Genomic DNA, 24,542 nt, shown 5'->3' on the forward strand with positions numbered 1-24,542 from the left:
TTCCGTGCTTGGCGCGAGGCCAGACGAACCGGCTTAATGATCACAGCCCAATAAACAAACCCACCGCCGGAAAATGATGATTTGTACTTTTCCCAGGGTTTTTAACTGTTCGTTGGAATGGGTTGTTTATTGGTATGCCGGATTCACTACAGATAATGCTTATATAAAGTGCCCTTGGCGTGGATTTCCGCCCATATTCATGGCGCAGGCTGCCAGATGGCTGAGGAACCCTGATGCTCGACCACCTGCTGATTCTCACTGCGGTAATGCTGGTATCGGGCATTCTCGGTGGGCTGGTGAATTATTATCAAATGCTGTTTACGGAGGAGGATCCGGCCGGTCTCGCCCGCTGCCTGATTATGGGGTTGTGTGGTGCCTTGATGGTGCCGATTTTCCTGAAATTTACCCAGAGTGATCTGTTGATCGAAATTCAAGGCGACCCCTCGCGCCTATTGATCTTTACCGGCTACTGCCTACTTGCCGCTATCGCCTCCCGTATGTTCGTGTTTAATGCTGCGCGCCGCCAACTGCGCGATGCCAGTATCGCCCGCGCCCGGGTGGAAAACCTGGAGCAGGAACTGCGCACCATGCAGCTGGAAATGATGCCCTTACTAGAGCATGAGATAGAAGGGGATCTGGAGCAGGGGCCGGCACTGGATTTCAATCAGATTCGCAAGTTAGACGACAATGCTCTGCAGGTACTCAACCTGCTTAATGGCGGCGAGTGTGTGTTTCGCTCCCTGAGTGGCATGGTGCAGGATAGCGGTATGGAGACCAATTCAATCGCCCGCGCCCTCAACAGCCTGTTGGTGCTGGAAATGGTGGGCAAAATCCACAGTCACCTGGGCATTCGCTGGTATATCACCGGTAAGGGGCGTCAGGTAGTACACCGCCGCAGTACCCAGATGGCTTGATGCCCGACTGTTAATCCCCCTTCTAGTGCCTACTCGGGCTGGTCATCCAATTTGATCGTTCCCGCCTCGCCACTCGCCCCGTTGTTCAATTATCATTCGCTAAATCTGAAGATAGCGTGATGACAGGATTGGAGTAAGCATGAAATTTACCGGTACCGATAGCTATGTAGCTACCGAAGACCTGCAAATGGCGGTTAACGCAGCCGTCACCTTACAGCGCCCCCTGCTGATCAAAGGCGAGCCGGGCACCGGCAAAACGCTGCTCGCGGAACAGGTTGCCGAGAGCCTCGGGCTGAAGTTGATCCAATGGCATATCAAGTCCACTACCAAGGCCCAGCAGGGACTCTACGAGTACGATGCGGTATCACGCCTGCGGGACTCCCAGCTGGGAGTGGATAAGGTTCACGATATCGCCAATTACATCAAGCGCGGCAAACTGTGGGAAGCCTTTGCCGCGGAAGAGCGTGTGGTGTTATTGATTGATGAGATCGACAAAGCGGATATCGAATTCCCCAACGATCTGCTGGTGGAACTGGACCGCATGGAATTCTTCGTTTATGAAACTGGAGAAACCATTAAGGCCAAACACCGCCCCATTGTCATTATTACCTCGAATAACGAAAAAGAGCTGCCGGATGCCTTTTTGCGCCGCTGCTTCTTCCATTACATCAGCTTCCCCGATCGCGATACTATGCGCAAAATTGTCGATGTTCATTACCCTGAGATTAAAGGGCAGCTGGTCGCGGAAGCCATGGATATCTTTTTCCAATTGCGCGAAGTGCCGGGTTTGAAGAAAAAGCCCTCCACCTCTGAGCTGATTGATTGGTTAAAGCTGTTGATGGCCGACGATATTCCCGAGGAAGTGCTCAAAGATCGCGATAACAGCAGCGCCATTCCTCCGCTTTATGGGGCCTTGCTGAAGAATGAGCAGGATGTCCACATGCTTGAACGCCTGGCATTTATGGCGCGCCGCGACAACCGCTGAGTGGGTGTGTTGCCTTTCATCAGGGGTAAATGAGTGCCCCTGATGATATTCCGCTCGGTATGGCCGAGTATCTTTTTCCCTGTGCTGACCGCGAATTACTATGCTGATTGGCTTTTTCCTGAATTTACGCCGTTATAAATTACCGGTATCCATTACCGAACTACTAGCTCTGCTTGAGGCTTTGCAGCAGCGCCTGGTGTTTACTGACATGGAGGAATTTTATTTTCTCGCTCGTGTCTGCCTGGTGAAGGATGAAAAACATTTCGATAAATTCGACCGCGCTTTTGAGGCTTATTTTAAAGACTTGGAAACCCTGGACGACATCGTCGAGCAAATGATCCCGGAAGATTGGCTCAGGGCGGAATTTCTCAAGCAGTTAAGCGAAGAAGAAAAGGCCAAAGTCCAAAGCCTCGGTGGTTTGGAAAAGTTGCTGGAGGAGTTTAAAAAGCGCCTCGAAGAGCAGAAAAAGCGTCACAGTGGCGGCAACCGCTGGATAGGCACCGGTGGCACCAGCCCCTTCGGTAATAGCGGCTATCACCCGGGGGGTATTCGGGTGGGAGGAAAGGGGCGCAATCGCTCGGCATCCAAGGTTTGGGAAAAGCGCCAGTTCAAAAACCTGGATGACAGTATCAGCCTGGGAACCCGCAATATCCAAGTGGCCCTGCGCAAGTTGCGTAAATTTGCCCGCACTGGCGCGGCGGAAGAGTTGGACCTGAATAACACCATTTCCTCCACCGCGCGCAATGCAGGCTTGTTGGATATCAAGATGGTGCCCGAGCGACACAACGCAATAAAAGTGCTGATCTTTTTCGATGTGGGCGGTTCCATGGACCCCTATGTGCGGGTGTGTGAAGAACTATTCTCTGCTTGTCGCTCGGAATTTAAGCATCTTGAGTATTTTTATTTCCACAATTTTGTCTATGAGCATGTGTGGAAAGATAACCAGCGGCGCTATAGCGAGAATACGTCTCTGTTGGAAGTACTGCGCACCTATGGCAAGGACTACAAGGTAATCTTTGTCGGCGACGCTTCCATGGCACCCTACGAAATTACCAGTCGCTTTGGTAGTGTCGAGCATATGAATGAAGAACCCGGGGCAGCCTGGATGGAACGTATCACCGATACTTACCACAATCTGATCTGGCTAAACCCAATTGATGAGGAGTATTGGCAGTATACGCCCAGTATAGGTATGACCCAGCGTCTAGTAGATGGCCATATGTATCCGATGACCCTTGAGGGATTGGATCGGGCGATTTCCTATTTAGTCAAAGGCCGCTAATAGCCGGGTTGATGAAGGTTCCTTGCAAGAAACTCTAGTCTGAGGGATTTTAGCCAAGGAATTATCTGCAGGCGGCACGCTTTTGTGCCGCCTAATCACTTTAGGGTTAATAAAGTATTATTTTTTATTACCACTAAAGTGTTTTGGGGGCGTTCCCTCGTGATCCGCGGTGATGCTGATTTCTTCTCTGGTGGTTTCTCCCACCGTGACATGCACCTCTTCGGCACCGTGCATCCAATCCACCAGCTTTTCTCGAATCAAATACAAAATAAAACCAGCCACGATGGCCGTGAGTGCGACACCGCCGAAAGTGGCGAGTGGACCGGAAACGCCCACTAATTTACCGATTTCTGCCGCCCCCTTATTGGCGATGCCGATAAACGCAAACCACAAACCCATCATTAGGGATAAGTAGCGTAGGGGAGATAATTTAGTTACGACAGAAAGCCCGATAGGCGATAGACACAACTCACCAATGGTGTGAAAAATATAGGCAAAGACCAACCACCAGATACTCGCTTTGATAGTCTCGGAATCGCCGATTTGTAGTGCCGCGCCGCACATGGATAGAAAACCGATCCCGAGAAATACTAACCCCAAACTGAATTTAGCCGGTGAACTTGGTTCGCGGTCGCCCATACCCACCCAGATACTGGCCATAATCGGTGCGAGGATAATAATAAATAGTGGATTGACCATCTGCAGCCAGCTAGCGGGAATCTCCCAGCCAAAGATATTCAGGTCGGTGCGGTATTTGGCAAACAGGTTCATTGACCCGGCGGCTTGCTCAAAGCCTGCCCAAAAAACCACGATAAACACACCCAGAACCAGAATGACTTTAATGCGATCCCGCTCTTCCTGTGTGAGTGGACGATGTTTACTCTCTTCCTCGTCTTTTTTATTTTTCAGTTCCAGATGAGCGGAGGGTTCTACACCTATTTCTCCCAAGTAGCGTTTGGCTTGGGTCATTTGCAGAATCAGGCCCAGCAGCATACCAATGCCTGCAACAATAAAGGCGAGCTGGTAGTCCACCTTCTCCCCAATCCAGCCTACAACCAAATAACCGAGAATAGAGCCCAGGTTGATGCCCATATAGAAAATGGTAAATGCAGTATCGCGGCGATGGTCCCCCTCCTCGTAGAGGTCTCCGACCATAGTGGAGATATTCGGTTTGAAGAAACCATTACCGATAATGAGCAGGGCCAACCCCAGCCACAGCAAATAAATCTCACTACCATTTGGTAGCCAGGCGTGAGGAAAGCCCAGGGAGAATTGCCCCAGCATCATCAGGGTGCCGCCGAACATAATGCAGCGGCGCTGGCCCCAGCGGTTGTCCGCCATCCAGCCGCCGATAATCGGAGTCAGATAGACCAGCATGGCGTACCAGCCCAAGTAGCTCAGGGCTTTGGACTGCAATTCAGTATCGGTGAGCTGTTCCCAGCCAAATACTGCGGCAGTGGCGGCGGAGGTCAGGTAGAAGACAAAAATACCGCGCATGCCATAGTAGCTGAGACGCTCCCACATCTCGGTGCCAAACAGCAGGAATAACCCTTTGGGGTGGCCAAACAGCTGTCCTGCGCTGGCGGGGGGCTTGGGTTTGATCTCTTGCATAGTACTGCCCGCAAGGTGTGACCCGGAGACGTTGTGCTGCCACCAAGGGCAGTGCGCCTGTGAATATAGTCGCTATCTGGACCAGTATAGTTGAGCGCCACCAAGGGATTTTCAGCCCTGTGGCAAAGTGGGGGTATAATCCCGCGTTTGCCACTTCTGTACGAATCATGAGTCACACCGAAGCAGAAAAAAGCCTGGGCGCTCTGCAGGCCCGTATCTCCAGTTGCATGGGGCGGGACCGCTACCATTTGCATCGAACCCTTAAGAACGTGCGTCGGCGCCAGAAGGAGGGCAAGCCGGTCGATCGTATGCTGGCCCAGCTGGAGCAGCAGTTACAGGCGTCTGAGGCGCTAGCGGAAGAGCGCCGGCGGAAGCTGCCGGAAGTGCAGTGGCCTGAGGCCTTGCCGGTGGTGGCGCGGCGTGAGGAAATCGCCGAGCTGATCGAAAAGCACCAGGTTGTCGTTATCGCCGGTGAAACCGGCTCCGGTAAAACCACCCAATTGCCAAAAATCTGTCTCACCCTGGGGCGGGGTATCTATGGCCAGATTGGCCACACCCAGCCGCGCAGGATTGCCGCACGCACAGTGGCCAATCGTATCGCTGAGGAATTGCAGCAGTCCCTGGGGGAATCTGTCGGTTACCAGGTTCGCTTTACCGATCACAGCACCGAGCATACCCATGTCAAATTGATGACCGATGGTATTTTGCTGGCTGAAATTCAGCGCGACCCCCTGTTGAATAAATACGACACGCTGATTATTGATGAGGCCCACGAACGCAGTCTCAATATCGATTTCCTGCTGGGTTATTTAAAAACCATTCTGCCCAAGCGCCCGGATTTAAAGCTGATAATTACCTCGGCCACTATCGACCTGGAAAAGTTCTCCAGGCACTTTAATGATGCGCCGATTATTGAAGTTTCCGGCCGCACCTATCCTGTGGATATTCACTATCGCCCAGCGGCCGACAGTGATGCAGACCTCAGCGAACAGGTTGTCGCTGCAGTGGAAGAGTTGCTGCACGAGGAGAAATCCAGCAGTCGGCGCGGCGGGGACATACTGGTATTTATGAGTGGCGAGCGGGAGATCCGCGAGTGTGCCAAAGCCCTGCGGGATGCGCAGATTGCCCAGTTGGAAGTACTGCCCCTGTATGCGCGCTTGAGTCTGGCAGAACAGGCCAAGGTCTTTCACGGTCATAAAGGCCGCCGTATTGTGCTTGCCACCAATGTGGCGGAAACCTCTATTACGGTGCCGGGCATTCGCTATGTGATCGACCCGGGTACAGCGCGCGTCAGCCGCTACAGTTATCGCAGTAAAATCCAGCGCCTGCCGATAGAACCGGTTTCCCAGGCCAGTGCCAACCAGCGTGCCGGCCGCTGTGGTCGTGTCAGCGCCGGTGTTTGTGTGCGCTTATATGAAGAGCGGGATTTTGAGCAACGCCCGGAATTTACCGATGCGGAAATCCTACGTACGAACTTGGCTGCGGTAATCCTGCAAATGTTGCAGCTGCGAATCGGCGATATTAGGGAGTTTCCCTTTGTCGATCCGCCCGATCCGCGCCTGATCAATGACGGCTATAAGTTATTGCAGGAATTACAGGCGGTGGATGACCAGGGCAGGGTGACCAAACTGGGCCGCGCATTGTCCCGCCTGCCGCTGGACCCACGATTGAGCCGAATGTTGCTGGCCGGAGCGGATAATGGCTGTGCGCGTGAATTATTAATTATTGTCGCCGCCCTGGCCGTGCAAGACCCGCGTGAGCGCCCGGCGGAGAAGCGCCAGGCCGCCGATGAAAAACACCGCCAGTGGCAGCATGAACAGTCCGATTTTCTGTCCTTTGTACAGTTGTGGGATGCCTTCGAAATCCAGCGTCAGGAGCTGAGCCAAAACCAGCTGCGTAAGTGGTGCCAGAAAAACTTCCTCTCCTGGCTGCGTATGCGTGAGTGGAGAGATATCCACCACCAATTGCGCGTAGCTTGCCGGGATCTTGAAGTTAAAGAAAATAAAGAACCGGCAGAGTATGAGGCGATTCATCGAGGCATAGTCGTGGGCTTGCTCGGTAATATTGGCGTTCGCGACGAAAACAAGGAATTTATCGGTTGCCGCAATCGCCGCTTCCATATTTTCCCTGGCTCTGGTCAATTTAAAAAGCCGCCGCGCTGGGTGGTTGCTGCCCAGTTATTGGAAACCAGCCGTCTGTTCGCCCACACCGTTGCGAAAATAGAGCCTGACTGGGTAATGGCTGCTTCCCAGCACCTGGTAAAACGCAATTATTTTGAGCCCCACTACGATGCTCGCTCCGGGCAAGTGATGGCTTTTGAAAAGGTTTCTCTGTACGGCCTGGTGCTGGTGGAAAAACGACGCATCCCCTACGGTAAGCTGGACCCGCAAACCGCACGGGAAGTCTTTATTCGCCAGGCATTGGTGGAACAGCGTTATCGCGGCAAGGGCCGTTTTTATAAACACTACACCGACCTGCTGAAGTCCCTGGAGGAGTTGGAAGCCAAGTCCCGCCGCCGGGATATTTTGGTGGACGACGAAGTGGTTTACCGCTTTTTCGATGAGCGGGTCCCCGCGGATATCGTCAACCTCGCCGGGTTTGAGCACTGGCGCAAGAAAGCCGAAGCCAGCGATCCACAGCTGCTGTTTATACCCCGTGAATTGTTGATGCAGCAGAGTGCGGATCATGTGGGCGAAGCGCAATTCCCCGATGAGTTACAGGCGGGCGGTATTATTTACCCGCTCAGCTATCACTTCGAACCGGGCAGTGTGGATGACGGTGTCAGTATCCAGGTACCGGTTGCGGCGCTGCACCAGGTGCCCGCCGCTCGACTTTCCTGGCTGGTGCCTGGAATTCTGCGGGATAAATGTATCGCCCTAATAAAAGCCCTACCCAAACAGTGGCGCAAATACTTTGTGCCGGTACCGGCGGCTGTGGATAAGGCCCTACCGCGACTGCGCGCAGACAATACTCCGCTATGGCAGTCGCTGGCCCTGGAGTTGCAGCGTCAGACCGCCCAGCAGCTGCCTGAAGATGCCTGGCAATCAGCGGAACAATCCCTGGAAGATTTCTACCGCTTCAATATCCAGGTTTTGGATGAGTCGGGTAAGTTGCTGGACCAGGATCGCGATCTCTCAATATTACAGGCGCGCTATCGCGACCGGGTGCAGCAGGGACTGGCGGATGCGGGCGATAGCTTCGAGCGGGATGAGATTACCAGTTGGGATTTTGGTGAGCTGCCGGAAACCCACACCCTCGACCAGGGAGGGCTCAAGGTACGTGCCTATCCAGCATTGGTGGAGGGCAAAGAGAGCGTTTCCCTGAAGTTGCTGGACAATCCCGCCGAAGCGCGGCGTTTGAGTCGTGCCGGAATTTGCCGTTTGGCCCTGTTGCACCTGCCTGAGAAAGTGAAATATCTGCGTAAGGAGTTATTGCGCGGCAAGGAGTTGGGGCTCTCCGCCGCAGATCTGGGGCGTCGCGAGGAAGTGGCAGACGATATTTTGTTGGCCGCTGCGCGCGAGGTCTTCTGGCCGCAGGAAAACTGGCCACGCAGCGAAGCTGAGTTTCTGTCAGCACTGGAGAAAGAGGGTGACTTGGTGGGCGTGGCCCAGGAGATTGGCGACCTCTTGGTCAAAGCTTTGGGTCAATTGGTCCCCCTGCGCAAGCAGATCAAACAGCAGAAGAACCTGGCGGTCGCTATGGCCGTGGGGGATATCCAACAGCAGCTGGCCGGGCTCTTCTACCGGGGAGTCTTATTCGATACACCGCTGCAATGGCTGCGCCAATATAGCCGCTATCTGAAGGCAATCGCCGTGCGTCTGGAAAAGGCGGCGCTCGATCCAAACCGCGACCGCAAGCTGCAAGTGGAATACCACAAGGTCGCCGAATCGTTCGATGACCAGATAGAGAGGTTCTCAAGGAGAGAGTTGGCGTCAGAGCCCGCTCTGGTGGAGTACCGCTGGATGCTGGAGGAATTCCGTGTCAGCTTGTTTGCACAGACGCTAAAGACCCTGATGCCAGTCTCGGCCAAGCGTCTAAGCAAGGTCTGGACAGAGATTGATGGCAAGGAACTGTTTACTTGACTAGTGCCTGTGAGTAGAGCCTGGGCACAGTTCACAAAAAACTTTGTCGTCTTGTGTAATATTTCCCTCACTGGTCCGACAGATCAATGAAGGTCGTCAAAGTCGCAGTGCGCTACCGAGTGCACTTTGGCTGTGGGCCGGTATTCACAATACGACGGTTTCTCGCTGCGCTTCATTATACTGTCGCGGGACATAGAAAAAGTCTTATAGAGTTTTATTACACAGGGTATTAGTTAGGAGATTTTTTATGAACAAGAAACATCTTTCCCCGGTAGCAGCTGCCGTTGGTGCAGCCTTTATTGCAACTGCGGCCATGAATGTGTCTGCGGCTAACAGTACTGCGAATCCTTTTGCTGCTGAAGACCTGACCTCTGGCTACAACCTGGCACTGGCCGATCACGGTCACGATAACAAGGATGAAGAGGGTAAGAAAAAAGAAGGCAAGTGCGGCGAAGGTAAGTGCGGCGAAGGCAAGAAAAAGGAAGGTAAATGCGGCGAAGGGAAATGTGGCGAAGGCAAGAAAAAAGAAGGTAAGTGCGGCGAAGGCAAGAAAAAAGAAGGCAGTTGCGGTAGCTAATATTCCGCTGCACGAGATTGGGGCGGCGCTGCCGAAAAAGGCCGCCCCAAATACTTTCCATGACCAATAGAGGCAAATAGCGGTGCGCAATTATCCAGTGGAGGGTGCCGGTCTCGGACTGCGCCGCTCTATGATGGGAGAAGAGTTTTCGCCGGACAAGGTGGATTTTTTTGAGGTGGCGCCGGAAAATTGGATCGGTGTCGGCGGGCGGCTTGGCCGCTGGTTTCGCCAACTCAGCGAACGCTATCCTTTTATTTTGCACGGTTTGTCTCTGTCTATTGGCTCTTCTGATCCGCTGGATATGGAGCTGCTCGCCTCAATCAAGCAGTTTATTCGCGATCACAATATCCGTTCCTACAGCGAGCATCTGAGCTACTGCTCGGATCAGGGCCATCTCTACGATTTATTGCCTATCCCCTTTACTGAAGAAGCGGTGATGTATGTCGCCGAACGAATTCGCATTGTGCAGGATACGCTCGAACAGCGTATTGCCATGGAAAATGTTTCCTATTATGCGGCGCCGGGCCAGGAGATGAGCGAGCTGGCATTTTTACAGGCGGTCCTGCAAGAGGCGGACTGCGATCTACTGCTCGACGTCAATAATATTTATGTGAATTCAATCAACCATCGCTATGACCCCCTGGAATTCTTGCGCGGACTACCCTCGGAGCGAATGCGCTATGTGCATGTGGCGGGGCATTTCGATGAGGCGGATGACCTGAAAGTGGATACGCACGGCGCTGATGTGATTGATCCGGTGTGGCAGCTGTTAGATAAAGCCTATGAAATACACGGTGTTATGCCCACCCTGCTGGAACGCGACTTTAATATCCCACCCCTGCCGCAATTGCTTGAGGAAGTGGAACAGATCAAGGGCATCCAGGCCAACCATCAAGTAGAAGAGAGCTATGTCCTCAGTCGCCGATAAGACAGCCGGGTTTCAGGGTTTACAACGGGCATTTGCCAAACATTTGCGCGCCCCTGAAGATGTCGAGGCGCCAAAAGATATTGAGGATCGGCGCGTTGCCATCTACCGGGACCTGATTTATAACAATATCGAATCTTTTATTGCCGGTGGTTTTCCCATACTGCGCAGCCTCTATAGCGATGAGCGCTGGTACGACATGGTGCGAGATTTTATTCAACACCATACCGCCAAAAGTCCCTACTTTTTGCAGATCAGCGAGGAGTTCCTCACTTACCTGCAACAGGAACGGGCGCAGCGTGAAGGGGACCCAGCGTTCCTGTTAGAACTGGCTCACTATGAGTGGGTGGAGCTGGCGCTCGATGTCAGTACCGAAGAGATTCCCACGGGGTTGGATCGCCAGGGAGATCTGCTGACCTCTGTACCGGTGGTATCACCGCTGGTTTGGAGTCTCAGTTACCGCTTTCCTGTGCACCGTATCGGTCCCGCTTATCAGCCCCAAGAGCCGCCTGAATCCCCCACCTTTTTACTGGTTTATCGCGACCTCGGCGATGACGTCAGTTTTATGGAAATCAATGCGGTAACCGCGCGTTTATTGCAGCTGGCTTCTGCGGGGGAAGCCACCGGAGAACAACTGTTGGCGCAGATCTCTGATGAGCTGCCCCAAGTCGATAGCGAAGCGCTTTATGGCTTCGGTCTTGAGCTACTGCAAAAGCTGCTGGATAAAGGTGTTATCGCAGGTCTTCGCTCCCTGGCGTGAGAATAGCTCGGCTAGCCCGTGGATTTTTGGCGTAAATTACCTTTCTGTGACAGCCTGTGCTTGCCTGAAACTGCGCCATCTTTGATGAATCCCAGCTGCTATGCTGCCGAGGGTGGTTTACATTTTGTGGGGGCGTTAGAATCCCTGACCTTGAAATTTGATAAATAAGAGGAGCAGGGTTTTGCTAGGACGCAGAGATTTATCGCCCTGGTTGATGGCCGCAATGCTGGCCATTTCCCCAATGGGCGCAATGGCGACACAGGACCCGTTTGGAGACGCGGTCACCCCCTCGGTCCAACCTGAGGCGGTTGAACAGAATGGTACTGCTACCGGTGACACTAATGGATCACTGGTTGATGAATATGGCTTTGATCCCGCCGAAGAGTTTGGTGGTGAGGAAGGAGAAGACTTCTCCCTGCGAGACCCCTGGGAGGGATTTAACCGCGCGATATTCAGCTTCAATGATGGTGCGGATCGCTATGTCCTAAAACCGGCGGCTGTCAGTTATCGGCAGATTACCCCGATTTTTATGCAGCAGGGTGTTAGCAATTTCTTCAGCAACCTGGGTGAAGTGACGAATACTTTTAACGGGGTGTTGCAAGGCAAGTGGGGCCAAGCGGGCAATGACGCCGGCCGTCTTTTGATTAACACCACGATCGGTATTGCGGGTCTTTTCGATGTTGCCAAGCACATGGGCTTGGAAAAGGGCGACGGTGAGGACTTTGGTCAGACCTTGGCAGTTTGGGGTGTGCCTTCCGGGCCTTATCTGGTGCTGCCGCTGTTGGGCCCCTCTACCGTGCGGGATACGCCGGCCAAGGTTGTGGATTACTACACCAATCCACTGAATTATGTTGAGCACGACCCCACGCGCTATACCCTTAGAGCCACCGATATTATCCAGAGCCGCGCCAGCCTGTTGCAGGCGGAATCCCTACTGCAGGGTGATCGCTATGTCCTGCTGCGCGATGCCTATCTGCAGCGCCGCGACTTCTTAATCGTGGATGGTGAAGTGGATGTGGATACAGAGACTGAAGCCGCCGAAGCCATCGACCAGGGTGAAGTCGAAGAGTCTAGTGATTACTGAGCACCAGCGAGTAAAACACCTCCCTCCAAGAGCCTGCCATGGCCGGCCCCAGTAGCCTGTTACTGACCGATGATGAGCGCTCCCGCAACTTTTTGCGTGGAGCGCTTTCGCGTCAGGGGCTCTCGGTTGCAATAGCCGATAGCGGCCAGCAGGGCATAGAGCAATTCTCTCCCGAACTCTTTCAACTGGTCGTTGTAGACCTGCTCCTGCCCGATATGGATGGGCTGGAGGTGTTGCGCATAATCAAACAGCGATCCCCTGGTACTGCGGTTGTGATGATCGCGGAGAAGGGGGAGTTACATGAAGTGCTGCAGGCTATGCGTCTGGGCGCCTGCGATTATCTGATCAAACCCATTCAGCAGGCCGTACTGATCGACAAAGTCATCTGCCGTATCACCGGTGAAGAAAACCTCGCCCAGCAGAATCTCGAGTACCGCAAAACCCTAGAGCAACGCAACAGCGAACTGCGCGATCATGTGGAAATACTGCGCCGGGACCAGGAAGCCGGTCGCCTGTTACAACAACACCTGTTGCCCCGCAGCCCTTTCTTTTATCCCGGCGGTGTCGAGGCCGCTTACCGTTTGGTTCCCTCCCTCTATCTGAGCGGCGACTTTGTGGATTACGGTCTGTTTGGGGAGCGTTTTGTCGCGTTTTACCTGGTGGATGTCTCCGGGCATGGCGTGTCCTCCGCGCTGGTTACAGCGCTGATAAAAAACAGTGTGATGCACCGTTTGCGCGAACGCCCGCTGTTCGCCCAGCTGGAATCCCTGGGGGCGGATCTGCTGGAAGTTCTGGAGCTTATTAACCGCGAGCTGTTATCCACTGGCATGGGTAAGCACGCCAGCATGTTTATTGGTGTGGTGGATACCGCCGCTAGCCAGTTGCACTATGCGGTTGCCGGGCAAATCCCCATGCCGGCGCTCGCCAGTGCCGCTGGCGCCGATTGGCTGCCGGGCAAGGGGCGACCACTGGGGATTTTTAAACAGGGTGATTGGCAGGTAATGCGTGCGGAACTGCCTTCCAGCTGGCGGCTGGTGGCCTGTTCCGATGGTGTATTGGAATTGCTCGAAGGGGATTTACTGCAAAAAGAGGCGCAGCTACTAGCGCTTATCGACACAACTGGGGGTGAGCTGAAGGCACTGTGCGAAGGCCTGAAAGTAGATACTTTTGGCGCATTACCCGACGATATTACAATTCTTACCCTGGCCCATGGTTAGCGGTGTGAATTTGTCGACTAAATAGTCGAATTTCGTGCCTTAGCACTCTTGTCAGTCCGCACGGTCAGGAGTAAGCTCCGCCCACTTTATGCACAAAGATGCAGAGGCGGCAAAACCGTCACAAGCGTCTTTGCTCTACCAGTGAACTATCGCCATCCATGCGCACTTTCATCCTCTGAGTGTGTTCGGGTGAGCCAGGGGTTGTTATGCAGTCCGGGCAAATTATGGTTGGAGCCCACCAGGGCGTTTACATCATTAAATTGATGGGCGATGTTCGCCTCAACCTATGCACCTCGTTCGATAGCTTTATCGACAATATGTTTGCACGCAATGACTTTGCCGGTGTGGCCTTCGATCTACACGGTGCGGAAGGTGTCGATAGTACGACCCTCGGCCTGATGGCCAAGATCGCGATTCGCGCTCAGGAGCGCGGCTGCCAAAAGCCCCTGGTTTTCGTTACAGACAAAGGTATTCAACACCTATTGGATGCAATGGGTTTCGATTCCCTGATGGAAATCAGTGATGAGAAGCGCGATTTCTCTGTGGAGACCAAGCCGCTGGTGTGTAAAACCCCGGATGAGTGTGCCGCGCGGGAGAAGGTGCTGGAGGCCCACCGGGTACTGATGAGCATGAACGAGCAGAATGCGGAAACCTTCCGCGATCTGGTGCATTCGCTGGAGCGGGAGTGCAGCTCCTACGGCAAGCCCTCCGCACACCTGCACTGAAATTCAACGCACAGCCTCCACTCGAAAGCCGCCGATTTCCCAACCCCCGCCATTCAGCTGTCCCGCATATCCCTTGCTTCTGCCCGTGCGCGGGTAAACAGCCCATGGGGAAGATAAATTAATTCGGAAACCCGGCGGATCAGATGCTCTTCAAAAGCTTCGATCACATCGTCGGAAAAAGCCACCTGCCACATCTGCCGAACCAGCAGGTATTTGTCTCGCTCGCTGAATTGATCGTTGACTGCCTGAGTGAACTCAAACAGGGAAGTGGCCCGCTCCCTTTGGCCAATGGCCTCATCGATAATCTCTGCCGCCTCAGGGTTGCTCAACGCGTAGTGTTGGCACAGCAATTCAATCAGCGTGTCGCGCTCGCGTGGGTCGAGCTTTTGGTCGACGGTGGCCACCTCAACCAGCAAGGCGGCACTGATCATGCGCACGTCTTTTTCATCGTGCATTTCTACATCGGCATTGTTGCCAATCTGTTCGAATAGCTTACGGATTTGTTGCAGCATCAGTTTCCCGGCGTCCCATAACTTGGCTCTGTAGCAGCATTTCGAGCCGCTCCTGATCTTTGACAAAATTGCGGATACCCTCGGCCAGCTTCTCTGTGGCCATGGCATCGCTGTTGAGTTGGTAGCGGAAGGCCGCTTCGCTGAGTCGCCCCTCTGGACGCGGCAGCGGCTCGTTGACTGTGGGGAGTCCACCGACCAACAGCCCCTCGCTGTCTTCCAGAGACTGCAGCAGCTGCGGGCTGATGGTCAGGCGATCACAACCCGCCAGCGCTTCAATTTCCGCCGTGTTGCGGAAGCTGGCACCCATCACAATGGTGTTGTAGTCCCGCGACTTGTAGTAATGGTAGATATTGCGCACGGACAGTACGCCGGGGTCTTCCTCGCCACTGAAGGCCTTTCGGTCCCCGTTGGCCAGGTGCCAGTCCAGAATACGTCCCACAAAGGGGGAGATCAGGGTTACGCCAGCCTCGGCGCAGGCAATGGCCTGGCTCAGGCAGAACAGCAGGGTGAGATTACAGTGAATGCCCTCCTGCTCCAGTATTTCTGCAGCGGCTATCCCCTCCCAGGTGGCGGCGATTTTAATCAGTACCCGCTCACGGGCTATCCCCTCGCGTTCATACAGGGCCACAAGGTGTCTGGCATAGTCAATGGTGCTGCGGGTATCGAAGGACAGGCGCGCATCCACCTCTGTGGACACCACCCCGGGGATCAGCTGCAGTATTTCGCTGCCGATACTGACCGCCAGTTTGATCGCCGCCAGGCGTGCCGTTTCCGAGGGATTGGCGCCGCCCTGGTGGTTAACCGCCCAGTCCAGCGACTCTCTGATCAGGCCCTTGTACTGGGGCAGCTGGGCAGCCTTGTAGAGTAGAGAGGGGTTGGTGGTGGCGTCCTGAGGGCGATAGCGGCGGATGGCTTCGATATCGCCAGTATCTGCCACTACCTGGCTGCGCTGTTTGAGTTGTTCCAGTTTATTCATTGCGATTCCCTCGATGATTATTGGCTTCCCTTTCTCTGAAACACTAGCCTTCCAACTTAAGCCGCCTGGGTGACCAGCGACAAGGCTTCTTCTACAACCTCTGGCCCCGCGTTTTTCTTGTGGGCATTTTCACTGAGATGGCGGCGGAAACGGCGTGCTCCGGGCAGGCCCTGGAAGAGCCCGAGCATATGCCGGGTAATATGGTTGAGGCGCTGACCGCCCGACAGCTCCCGCTCGATATAGGGCAGCATCTGCTCGACGACTTCCGTCGCGTCGGGCCCTTCACTCTCCCCGAACAACACGCTGTCCACCTGGGCAAGAAGCGCTGGAGTCTGGTAGGCGGCACGACCCAGCATAACACCATCAACGCACTGCAGATGTTGCAGGCACTCCTCCAGGGAGTTAATGCCACCATTAATGATGATTTGCAGCTGTGGATAATCCTGTTTCAGCTGGTAAACCATGTCGTAGTTGAGCGGGGGAATCTCCCGGTTTTCCTTGGGGCTTAGGCCCTGCAGCCAGGCCTTGCGCGCATGGACGATAAAGGTCTCAGTGCCGATCGCTGCCTGTGTCTCCACAAAGCGGGTCAGGCCCGGATAGTCCTCCATATCGTCAATGCCGATACGGTGTTTGACCGTAACAGGAATCGATACCGCCTCGCGCATAGCGCTGAGGCCCGCCGCCACGATATCGGGCTCCGCCATCAGGCAGGCGCCAAAGCGCCCGGACTGCACACGGTCACTGGGGCAGCCACAGTTGAGGTTGATTTCCGCATAACCCCACTCCTGGGCAATCCGCGCACACTCCGCCAACTCCCGGGGATCGCTACCGCCCAGTTGCAGGGCAACAGGGTGCTCGGCGGCGTCGAATTGCAGATGGCGCTGACGATCACCGTGCAGGATCGCCCCGGTGGTTACCATTTCGGTATACAGGCGAGCGCGCTTGCTCAACAGGCGCCACATATAGCGGCAGTGACGGTCACTCCAATCGAGTAGTGGCGCGGTACAGAAGCGGTGGGGGCTGTAATCGGACATAAACTGCGGTGTAAAAAAGAGTCATAAAATCAGAGTAGCCGCCCATTATATGGGATGTAAAACCGAGACCCTAAGGAGACTTTTCAGGGCCTTGTGAAACTTCGCTTGCGAGGTGGTTTTTTTCGCTTGCGAGGTGGTTTTTATAGGGGGCGTTAAAGATTGCGCTCGCGCTCAGAAGTGCTGGTGGCCTTGCTGCTTGAAGAGGTGTTTTGGCGGGGAGGGCCTTTATCCTGCAGAGTGGCTTGCAGCTTTTTGGCCAGTTTGCGTGCGGTGGCGCGGTAGCTGGTGAGCTTGCCCCCGGCGACGGCCAGAATGCGCGGCTTGCGCTCATTGTCACAGCAAATCATCGACTCCCGCGACCGGGCAAATGGGCTCTTCTCCGCTTCTGGCAAAACTCGCAAGCCGGCAAAGCTCTCGCAAATATCCTCCGCCTGTAAACCGCGGGTCTGGAAAAAATGCTGCTGCACGGTGCGCAGCAGGTAAGCCTCCTCTTCTACGGTGGGCACTACCTCCCGTGGATCGCCGAAGAAAGGGCGCTCTGTAGTGCCCACCAGGGTCTTGTCCTGCCAGGGCATGACGAACACCGCGCGGTGGTCCTCGGCTTCCACATAGAAGATCTTGTTACCCAGGGACAGTGGCAGCAGTATGTGGGTGCCTGCCACAAGGTCGATGGGAGGGAGGGGCACTGGGGGTGAACAGCGTGCATTGGTGGTGGCTACCCAGGGCCCGCTGCAATTGACCAGCGCGCGGGTGTGTAGCGTATTCAGCTTGCCATCGGCCACGTAATCAACCCGCACACCCTCATCGGTGACTTCCGCTCCTACCAGGCTGCCGGGGCAGATGATTTGTGCGCCGTGAGCAATTGCCGAGGCAACCACATCGCGGGTCAGTGCGGCGTCGTCTGTTTGCGCATCGTAGTAGCGAAACACCGCGAGTAGATCTTCCCGCTTGAGGCCTGGCAGGGTAGCCCACTCCGCTTTGGATAAAGCGCGAAAACGCGAGGCCTCACTGCCGATACCGGAAAGCAGTGCATAGAGGCTGAGCCCCAACCTCACCATCCATGGCGGCCGCTTGCTGTGACGGTAGACCGGAATATAAAAGGGCACCATGCGCACTAACTGGGGTTTATTTTCCAACAGCCAGCTGCGTTCGCGCAGGCACTCGTAAACCAAGCGGAACTGCCCGCTCTCCAAATAGCGCAAGCCGCCGTGGATCAGCTTTGAGGAACGCGAAGAGGTGGCTGCGGCGATACCCAGCTGCTCCAGTATCACTACCGAGTGGTGTTCCTTGGCCAGGGCCTCAGCGGTACCCGCGCCAAGTATTCCCGCGCCAACTACCAGGACATCAAAATCCGTAGACATCACTCGCTTCCCGAGAGCGCATCAACAGCGGCAGGTTGCCGGTGAGGATATGGTGCGCTCCCCGCTTGCGCCAGAGTACGGCCTCTTCGGCGGAATTGATTTCGTAGACCACCCATTGCCAGGGGCCCGGTGGTAACTCCTCACAGTCGATAAAGCTATCGCGGATCAGCAGAAACTCCGGGGCCAGAGTGACAATATCCGCAGACAGGCAGCGCGGCACACTGCTGATCTGCAGGGCCACCCTGTGCCAGCCCATATTGCGGGCAGCCCGGAGGCTACGGCAATCCTGGGTAAGCAGGGCGAAGGACTCGCGCTCATTGCGCATTTGCTCCAACAGCTTCTTTACTGCGGCGGTAAAACCCAAATTGGCGATATTGGCTGCGGAGATGCCCACAAACCAATCCAGGTGCCGGTGGCAACTGGCCCAATCCACCACCTGTATAAAGGAATCGATGGCCAGGCGGCTGAGCTGGGAATCCCTCAGGTCGTGAAAGTAGTGCTCGCGCCTGTCATTGGGGAGCGGCAGGGTATCTTTGTGATAGCACCAGGGGGTGCCATCCAGGCTAAAGCGGACATCGCACTGAATGGCACAGGCGCCCAGGTTATGGGCAGCCTCAAAGGCGGCGATGGTATTCTCCGGGTGGCGGGTTTTGTCGCCACGGTGCGCGATTAGCATGTGAGTCAAATCCGGAAAGCAGGCGTTATTGTCGGCTGGATATAGGCGCTTTGGCGCTCTGTAACCCAAAGGTCAATGGCCCAGGGTGGAATCGGGTCTTACAGGAAAAATAGACGGTGGAGAGGGCGTTGCAAGTGGAGTGCCGAGGAAAATTGGATACGCATTGAGCCTTGGAAATCCGTGATTGACGGGAGCCCGGCTGGCAGCGCTAACTTCCATAGCTAAAATTAGAAGGTATCGCTCTTTTGTTGTCTGTACGGATGGTGTTTGCCGTACTGTAAAGAGGTATGTACCGCCTATGAGCAGTTTCAGATTGGGCGCGGTTTTGCTTTTTGGCTGGTTGGCTGGTGTTTTTATCGTGCACCCTGCAGCTGCCAGTAGTTCAGCTTCTGCGACGGCGCAGATTACGCTAGTTTTTTCGCCGAATGCGACTTTGCGACAGGCGGAGCGGGGTACTCACCGCGAGTTATGCTTGCGAAATCTCCCGGCTAAGCACATCAGTGTGACAGCCCTGGCGCAGGATTTCAGTAGGGGGCAGCAGGCACTAGATTTTGGGGCTAAACGGTGTCTGACTGAGGGGGATATCAAAGGAGTTTCAGAGTTGATAATCAGCGCAGAATAACTATCTTGCTCATGTGCCTGTTTTAAAAGAAGTAACCAACATTTCACCAGTGTAAAATGTCGGGTTTAGAATAAGCGTCTCTCAAAATACTCGGTCACTTATGAAAAAACTATTCATTGCATTTGTATTGCTGATTGCCCAGCCGGTAATGGCTGCCATGTCTGTGGATAAAATTGTCCTCTATTTGGAGGATGGTCCCAGCTCAAGGGATGATGTCGTAGTCAGTAACCCAGATGAAGAAACTCTTTATGTACAGACGGAAATTTTTCGTGTGGATAATCCCGGCAGGGAAAATGAAGAGAGAATTCGGGTGATCAATCCCGATGAATTCAAACTCCTGGTGAGCCCATCGAAAGCCGTGTTAGCTCCAGGAGAGAGAAAGCGCTTTCGCCTGATGGCGCTCGATCGCAACCTGGAGGAAGAGAAAGTCTACCGCGTGACTTTCAAGCCGGTTGTCGGCGAAATTAAGACAGAGCAAACCGCACTGAAAATTCTTGTGGCTTACCAGGCGCTGGTTTTTGTCCAGCCAAAAGGCGGAGCCTACAAAGTTGGGTTGGAAGAAGAAAACGGCTCTTATCGTCTCACCAATAACGGCAATATTAATGTTGAGGTGGTGGAAGTTCGCCATTGCTTTGCCGAAGGGGAGTGCGAAAAGCTCGAAACCTCAGGCAGGCTCTATGCCGGTACCAGTATTGAAGTGGCGGATGTGCCAGCCAATGGCGAGCTGGAAGTGTTACTACGCGGCCAAAACAGCGAAAAAATCCGCTTTCCACTGAAGGGATAAATCTAATGGGAGGCAGTGAGGCATAAGATTCTGGCCTTACTGCTTCTTTTTATTTTGTTTGTTGCTCTAAAATAATTCTTAAGAGTGGTTCTTTAAGAGCGTTTTTCAGCTTCTAGCAATCAGTCATTGGCTGGTAACGGTTACCGTTAGGACATCTGAAAAGTAGGTGCCTCTGGCATGTTCCCAGCTGCCGGCGGGGATAGTTACAAACAGCCTGGCATTGTCCGTTAGGCACCGTCCGGGGGCTCTGTTTGGAAGGGTGCCCCGAGCTTGCTCAACACTCAGTGTTCTGGCACCAAGAGTTTGATTCATATCGTCGGTAAAGGAGGCTGCATAGGGCAGACTCTCCATTGCACCATTGAGCTGAAACATTTTTGCTCCTCTGGCGCCTGAAGTAATTCCATTTCTACTCGTTAAATTAACCAGATAGTTACTAAAGCCTACCCCATCGATACAGAAATCTTCGTAGCCGGTAATATCCTGCCCAGAAGAAAAGCTTGCATTAGTAATCTGAATATTTCTGAGGTTTCTGATACTGATACTAGGTTCAACTTCCATTTCAATATCAAAATTCACTGTTTGAGATTCGGTACTTTGTGAATTGATATATTGCATCACTTCCATCTGGAAGTTGCCATAGTAAAAGTTGGACGTGATTGCACTGGCAGGGTTGATATTCACGCTTAGGAAATTACTCAAATCGTTGAGGCTGCCTGGATACTGCTTACTGAATATATCCGGGCGTAAAGGGGTAGGCACACTGTTCCTTGAGGAGAAAGAAAGGGATATATCCAGTGGTTCCCCTGTGTCGGAAAACAATTGAAACTTTCTGCCGATCTCGGGGATAACTCTTATAGCAAAGGGCTGGGCATGACCGTTTCGATTGCTGCGGAGCGTGAAATCCACTTCTTTCTTATATGCTTCATAGTTGACAGTATGGCGCCCCTGTAGATCGCAGGTGCGCAAATAAATGTCCCCGGTACAGGCCGCCAACGAAAAATTGGGTTGCACCATGGTGAATCCCGCAGTCAATATTGCCAGGTAAAGTGGCTTGGGGGTAGGGAACTTTTTATTGCTTTTCATTGTTTTTGCTGACTTCAAAGGCTGGGAGACAGTAGGCGTCTGATTGCTGTAGCGTCCCTAAGTTGATCCAGTTTTCCCCGGAATCCTCGACTTCAACACTAATACTGCAGTTAAGCCATTTGACCTCCAGGGTAGATTGACCCTCCATCTCAATAGGGACTTCCAATTGAAAGACACCAAATTTATCCGTTGTGACTTCATGCTCACCGATAGAAACAAGCGTCTCAGGGATGCCGTTACCAAAAGAAGTTAACCTTCCCATAATGACGTAGAGTGATTGAATGCTGTAGGTGCTCTCGGAAACATTTCCCGGGTACAGAGTGATAAACTGGCTTTTTTCCTTGAACTCAAAAAAACCATCATCCAGTGGTCGCAAGGTGATATCGTAGCTGTGGTATGGGAGTAAGTTGATGACCGATTTCTTGCCCCCTTTTGCGTAACCGTGGCGGGAACCATCCACAAGCACTTCAAAATCATTATTTTCGCTGCCATTTATATCGACAATAATAGCACTTTCATAAGCCCGTTCTCCTCCCCAGGCAATCTGCTTGCCAGTGGCAATAATGTTTGTACTAAAGCTACCCAGAAAGTTGGTGGTGCGATTGCTGCCATCCTTACTGTAATTTACCGCCGAGTTGATAAACCCCTGGCGGCCGGAAAGACGGGTGCGGCTTTCCAGGTAATAGCCATCATCAGTATTTTCAACCCCCAGGGCTTGTTCCACTTCCGCAGACCATAGTTCCCTATCGTTCCAGCGGCTTTCAAAACTCAATCTATGTGGGGTTTCTATTTGATCGTTACCGAATTCTCTAAGGGCCGTGGCAGAGTGTTGCCATTGGTCAGCGTAGTACCTGAGCTGAAAATCGATGCTTGAATAGGTTTCATCGCCTGACTTGTTGTAAGAAAATATGACATCGCCGAACCAGTTTCTTTTTCTGATCAGTGAGCGTCTATAGGCCAGCGTGGTAAATTTACTGATGTTATTTGAGTAGGGCCCACCGGGAAGATTGTCAGAATAAATTGCCGTTGTTCGGCTTCTTTCGTTGTATCGAAGTGAGAGGCTGCCGCCAAAAACTGCACTTTGCATACCGATAATTTTCTGGGAAAAATTATTGCGCAGTAGTGGGTATTCATCCTGAGGGTATAGATGCTTATTTCCATACAGCTTGCTAATGGAGGCATTTAAGGTGACGAAGGGGAGTTCGAGTAGCCCTTCCATTTTATAGCCTTTTTGTCCTCCCCGGCCTAGCAAAAAATTCGGGGAGAGTTCCAGCCGACTCCCTATCCAGCGTGCGCCCAGTTCCAGGGATTGCTGGTTTTCCGTGGCAGAAATAGTACTGAAAAGCGCGATATTGTCAGAGACCCTGCGGCCCAAATAGGCCTGTACAAGACCTTCGTTATAATAATCTGGCAGGCCGCGATGGCTGCCTGATTCTGTGGGCATCCCGGCGAGTAGGCTCCAATGCCACTCTCCCGGTGCGGGCAGATAGAAATCTTTAGCAAAAAATTCGGTGAAACTGGTAAGAAGGCGGCCCGACTCATCAAACGTGCGCACTTCAATCTCATAGGCCCCACCGGGAAGACCTGATGTATCGAGCAGCCGGTTGCCAGCATCCAGTAACTCGGAGTGAACCAGGCGGTTTTCCCGGTAAACCTCTACCCGACCGCGCACCGGCATATTAATTTCCACCTGCGCGCCTTCCTGGTAGGAGAGGTCCGTACGGGTTAACCTGGAGTTGCGGAACTCCACACCGAAAACTGATCGTGAGGTATTGAAATAGCCGAAATTGCCTTGGGGTTGAAAGAGTCCTGCAGAATAGTGCTTACCACGAAAATCTTTGGCCCAATACAGGTTGCTAACCTGGTAGCCCTGTTCATCTGAATAGTGCCACTGGCTGCGAACTGCCTTCTCACCAAATCCAATAATCGTATTGCCATTAAAAGTTGTGCGGTAGCTATTGTCAGTTTCGTCAGAATAATTGCCAGCCCAGGCCGCACCCAGGTTTTGTATCAAGGAAAACCCGCTGCTCGAGGGCGGTAAGTAGGGGTCGGAAATTGCCACCTGTTGCGGCAATAGATCTGGCGCGAAAAAAGCATCTACACGATAAAGGTCGTTGTTGTAGATAACAGCAAAATCCTTAGGGGTCAGAAATCCACAGTCGTCTTGTGCAGCGTTTTGGCAAATTCGATCTGAATTTTTACTCTGGGGTTGTTGAAGAAGTTGTTCCACCCGCTCCGGATTTAGGGGGAGTGGTAGTAATTTCAAGACTGCGGATGGGTCATGAAATTCGATAAAAGTGGGATGCACAGTAATTTGCACGGCACCAATCATCTGGCCGCCATAGAAGAGGTCGGCCACAACCATCTGTGGTTTGGTGAGATCCTCAAAACCCGCCGGTACATTGGTTGTTTTGGGGTTGATCGACTCTTCCGAGTGAACTACTACCTGCCAGGCTAATACAGGCAATAACAACCAGCGAAATTTTCTGGCGGGTTTTTTTCTTACCATAAAGGACTATTACCAGAATTGGGGATTGGTTTCTTGATTAGTTATTCTGACGTTACTGTGATTGTTAAGGTGTCAGTATATTCGGTGCCACTTAGAACCCTAGCGTTCTCCCAGTCCGCATTTAAAATCGTCACCTCGAAAGTAGAATTTTCCGGCACACCATTTCCATTGCAGTTACCTGGATCTTGGATGGCTTGTCCGGCCAAGGCGGTTCCCTCGGTAGTGGGAGTAAAGCCCCCATTGGTTACATTTTCAAAGCCGACTTGATAGGGAATGTTTATAGTGCCATCCGTTAGTATGTATTCGTTAGTGCCATTCTCGCTCTCAAAGAGAATTTCGAAAGTGGAGAATCCAATGCCACGAATACAAAAAGATTCCCAATCAACGGCATTCTCGCCTGAATCCGGGTCGGTAATGACGAGATCTTCGAAACCGTTAATACTAATAGTAGGGGTAAACCTCAATGTTACTTCAGTATCGGCGCTTTCGTTGACAGCCAGTGCTATTGGGGTTCCGAGAGGAAGTAGGAGGGCCATCGTCATGGGGGCGACACGGCGTAATAAAATGCGGTTCATTATTGATATCCTTTAACCAAGTGTGAAGAGAACAGCTTATAGTTGACTTTGCGGTTAAAAGAATAGGAAAGATTGCCCATTAGGCCAGTGGAGAATAGTGAAAACCTCTTAATTTTTTCGTGAAAATACACCAAGAACTTTGAGATGTTTTTTGTGGCAGGCGTGTGGAAGACGTGTGACTGGAGTGTGGCCGGTAACGCGTATTAAATTGCGGTTATCTAAGAGTTTTTATTTGTAAAAGCGATTTA

Annotated in this window: 21 protein-coding genes; 12 read left to right on the top strand and 9 right to left on the bottom strand. The window is 53.0% G+C overall.

What is annotated here, in order from left to right:
* Window positions 1-233 precede the first annotated feature (233 nt).
* The 3 genes from FIU95_RS03950 (at window position 234) to FIU95_RS03960 (ending at window position 3,181) form a co-directional block, all read left to right on the top strand.
* Window positions 234-914, top strand: a complete 681-nt coding sequence (locus FIU95_RS03950) for a YEATS-associated helix-containing protein (protein ID WP_152451697.1) — start codon at window positions 234-236, stop codon at window positions 912-914.
* 139 nt (window positions 915-1,053) lie between these two features.
* Window positions 1,054-1,899: a MoxR family ATPase gene (locus tag FIU95_RS03955; protein WP_152451699.1), complete on the top strand. Its 846-nt coding sequence runs from the start codon at window positions 1,054-1,056 to the stop codon at window positions 1,897-1,899.
* A 100-nt stretch (window positions 1,900-1,999) separates the two neighbouring features.
* Complete coding sequence (locus FIU95_RS03960; protein WP_152451701.1) at window positions 2,000-3,181, top strand: VWA domain-containing protein; 1,182 nt, start codon at window positions 2,000-2,002, stop codon at window positions 3,179-3,181.
* Between the two features lie 117 nt (window positions 3,182-3,298).
* On the opposite strand, the gene FIU95_RS03965 is transcribed toward FIU95_RS03960, so the two are convergent.
* The gene (locus FIU95_RS03965) at window positions 3,299-4,792 is read right to left on the bottom strand and encodes a peptide MFS transporter (protein WP_152451703.1); all 1,494 of its coding nucleotides are present in this window, start codon (window positions 4,790-4,792) and stop codon (window positions 3,299-3,301) included.
* A gap of 167 nt (window positions 4,793-4,959) precedes the next feature.
* On the opposite strand from FIU95_RS03965, the gene hrpA reads away from it, so the two are divergent.
* The 7 genes from hrpA to FIU95_RS04000 all read left to right on the top strand — a co-directional run bounded on the left by hrpA (window position 4,960) and on the right by FIU95_RS04000 (window position 14,162).
* Window positions 4,960-8,874, top strand: a complete 3,915-nt coding sequence (gene hrpA / locus FIU95_RS03970; protein WP_152456102.1) for an ATP-dependent RNA helicase HrpA — start codon at window positions 4,960-4,962, stop codon at window positions 8,872-8,874.
* A gap of 247 nt (window positions 8,875-9,121) precedes the next feature.
* Window positions 9,122-9,451 (top strand): hypothetical protein, encoded by a 330-nt coding sequence (locus FIU95_RS03975; protein WP_152451705.1) that lies wholly within the window; start codon window positions 9,122-9,124, stop codon window positions 9,449-9,451.
* Window positions 9,452-9,527: 76 nt separating this feature from the next.
* The gene (locus tag FIU95_RS03980; protein WP_371416960.1) at window positions 9,528-10,379 is read left to right on the top strand and encodes a DUF692 domain-containing protein; all 852 of its coding nucleotides are present in this window, start codon (window positions 9,528-9,530) and stop codon (window positions 10,377-10,379) included.
* Entirely contained in the window at window positions 10,360-11,136 is a 777-nt protein-coding gene (locus tag FIU95_RS03985) for a DUF2063 domain-containing protein (RefSeq protein WP_152451709.1), read from the top strand. Before FIU95_RS03980 ends, FIU95_RS03985 begins: the two co-directional genes overlap by 20 nt.
* Before the next feature lie 181 nt (window positions 11,137-11,317).
* Window positions 11,318-12,220, top strand: coding sequence for a VacJ family lipoprotein (locus FIU95_RS03990; RefSeq protein ID WP_253868838.1), 903 nt, complete (start codon window positions 11,318-11,320; stop codon window positions 12,218-12,220).
* 38 nt (window positions 12,221-12,258) lie between these two features.
* The gene (locus FIU95_RS03995) at window positions 12,259-13,437 is read left to right on the top strand and encodes a PP2C family protein-serine/threonine phosphatase (RefSeq protein WP_152451711.1); all 1,179 of its coding nucleotides are present in this window, start codon (window positions 12,259-12,261) and stop codon (window positions 13,435-13,437) included.
* 206 nt (window positions 13,438-13,643) lie between these two features.
* On the top strand, window positions 13,644-14,162 hold the full coding sequence (locus FIU95_RS04000; protein WP_152451713.1) for an STAS domain-containing protein: 519 nt from the start codon (window positions 13,644-13,646) through the stop codon (window positions 14,160-14,162).
* 53 nt (window positions 14,163-14,215) lie between these two features.
* On the opposite strand, the gene FIU95_RS04005 is transcribed toward FIU95_RS04000, so the two are convergent.
* The 5 genes from FIU95_RS04005 to FIU95_RS04025 form a co-directional block, all read right to left on the bottom strand.
* Window positions 14,216-14,674 carry a TerB family tellurite resistance protein gene (locus FIU95_RS04005; protein WP_152451715.1) on the bottom strand — a complete coding sequence of 153 codons (459 nt, stop codon included), beginning with the start codon at window positions 14,672-14,674 and terminating at the stop codon, window positions 14,216-14,218.
* Complete coding sequence (gene tal, locus FIU95_RS04010) at window positions 14,655-15,650, bottom strand: transaldolase (RefSeq protein ID WP_152451717.1); 996 nt, start codon at window positions 15,648-15,650, stop codon at window positions 14,655-14,657. The genes FIU95_RS04005 and tal overlap by 20 nt, the downstream gene beginning before the upstream one ends.
* Window positions 15,651-15,706: 56 nt before the next feature.
* A complete protein-coding gene (dusA, locus tag FIU95_RS04015) occupies window positions 15,707-16,684 on the bottom strand; it encodes a tRNA dihydrouridine(20/20a) synthase DusA (protein WP_152451719.1) in 978 nt (325 codons plus the stop codon).
* A 152-nt stretch (window positions 16,685-16,836) separates the two neighbouring features.
* Window positions 16,837-18,045 (bottom strand): glycerol-3-phosphate dehydrogenase/oxidase, encoded by a 1,209-nt coding sequence (locus FIU95_RS04020; RefSeq protein ID WP_152451721.1) that lies wholly within the window; start codon window positions 18,043-18,045, stop codon window positions 16,837-16,839.
* A complete protein-coding gene (locus FIU95_RS04025; protein ID WP_152451723.1) occupies window positions 18,029-18,721 on the bottom strand; it encodes a glycerophosphodiester phosphodiesterase family protein in 693 nt (230 codons plus the stop codon). Before FIU95_RS04025 ends, FIU95_RS04020 begins: the two co-directional genes overlap by 17 nt.
* A gap of 298 nt (window positions 18,722-19,019) precedes the next feature.
* Here FIU95_RS04025 and FIU95_RS04030 point away from each other — a divergent pair, with 298 nt between their 5' ends.
* Both FIU95_RS04030 and FIU95_RS04035 read left to right on the top strand, forming a co-directional pair.
* A complete protein-coding gene (locus FIU95_RS04030; RefSeq protein WP_152451725.1) occupies window positions 19,020-19,343 on the top strand; it encodes a hypothetical protein in 324 nt (107 codons plus the stop codon).
* A gap of 100 nt (window positions 19,344-19,443) precedes the next feature.
* The gene (locus FIU95_RS04035) at window positions 19,444-20,127 is read left to right on the top strand and encodes a molecular chaperone (RefSeq protein ID WP_152451727.1); all 684 of its coding nucleotides are present in this window, start codon (window positions 19,444-19,446) and stop codon (window positions 20,125-20,127) included.
* A gap of 123 nt (window positions 20,128-20,250) precedes the next feature.
* Here the strand turns inward: FIU95_RS04035 and FIU95_RS04040 are convergent, their stop codons facing one another.
* Genes FIU95_RS04040 through FIU95_RS04050 form a run of 3 tightly spaced genes read right to left on the bottom strand, consistent with a single transcriptional unit; the run spans window position 20,251 to window position 24,294 of the window.
* Complete coding sequence (locus tag FIU95_RS04040) at window positions 20,251-21,210, bottom strand: hypothetical protein (protein WP_152451729.1); 960 nt, start codon at window positions 21,208-21,210, stop codon at window positions 20,251-20,253.
* On the bottom strand, window positions 21,197-23,719 hold the full coding sequence (locus tag FIU95_RS04045) for a TcfC E-set like domain-containing protein (RefSeq protein ID WP_152451731.1): 2,523 nt from the start codon (window positions 23,717-23,719) through the stop codon (window positions 21,197-21,199). Before FIU95_RS04045 ends, FIU95_RS04040 begins: the two co-directional genes overlap by 14 nt.
* 41 nt (window positions 23,720-23,760) lie before the next feature.
* Window positions 23,761-24,294 carry a hypothetical protein gene (locus FIU95_RS04050; protein ID WP_152451733.1) on the bottom strand — a complete coding sequence of 178 codons (534 nt, stop codon included), beginning with the start codon at window positions 24,292-24,294 and terminating at the stop codon, window positions 23,761-23,763.
* Between the last annotated feature and the right edge of the window lie 248 nt (window positions 24,295-24,542).

Source organism: Microbulbifer sp. THAF38 (assembly GCF_009363535.1).
In the GTDB taxonomy this organism is placed as follows: Bacteria; Pseudomonadota; Gammaproteobacteria; order Pseudomonadales; family Cellvibrionaceae; genus Microbulbifer.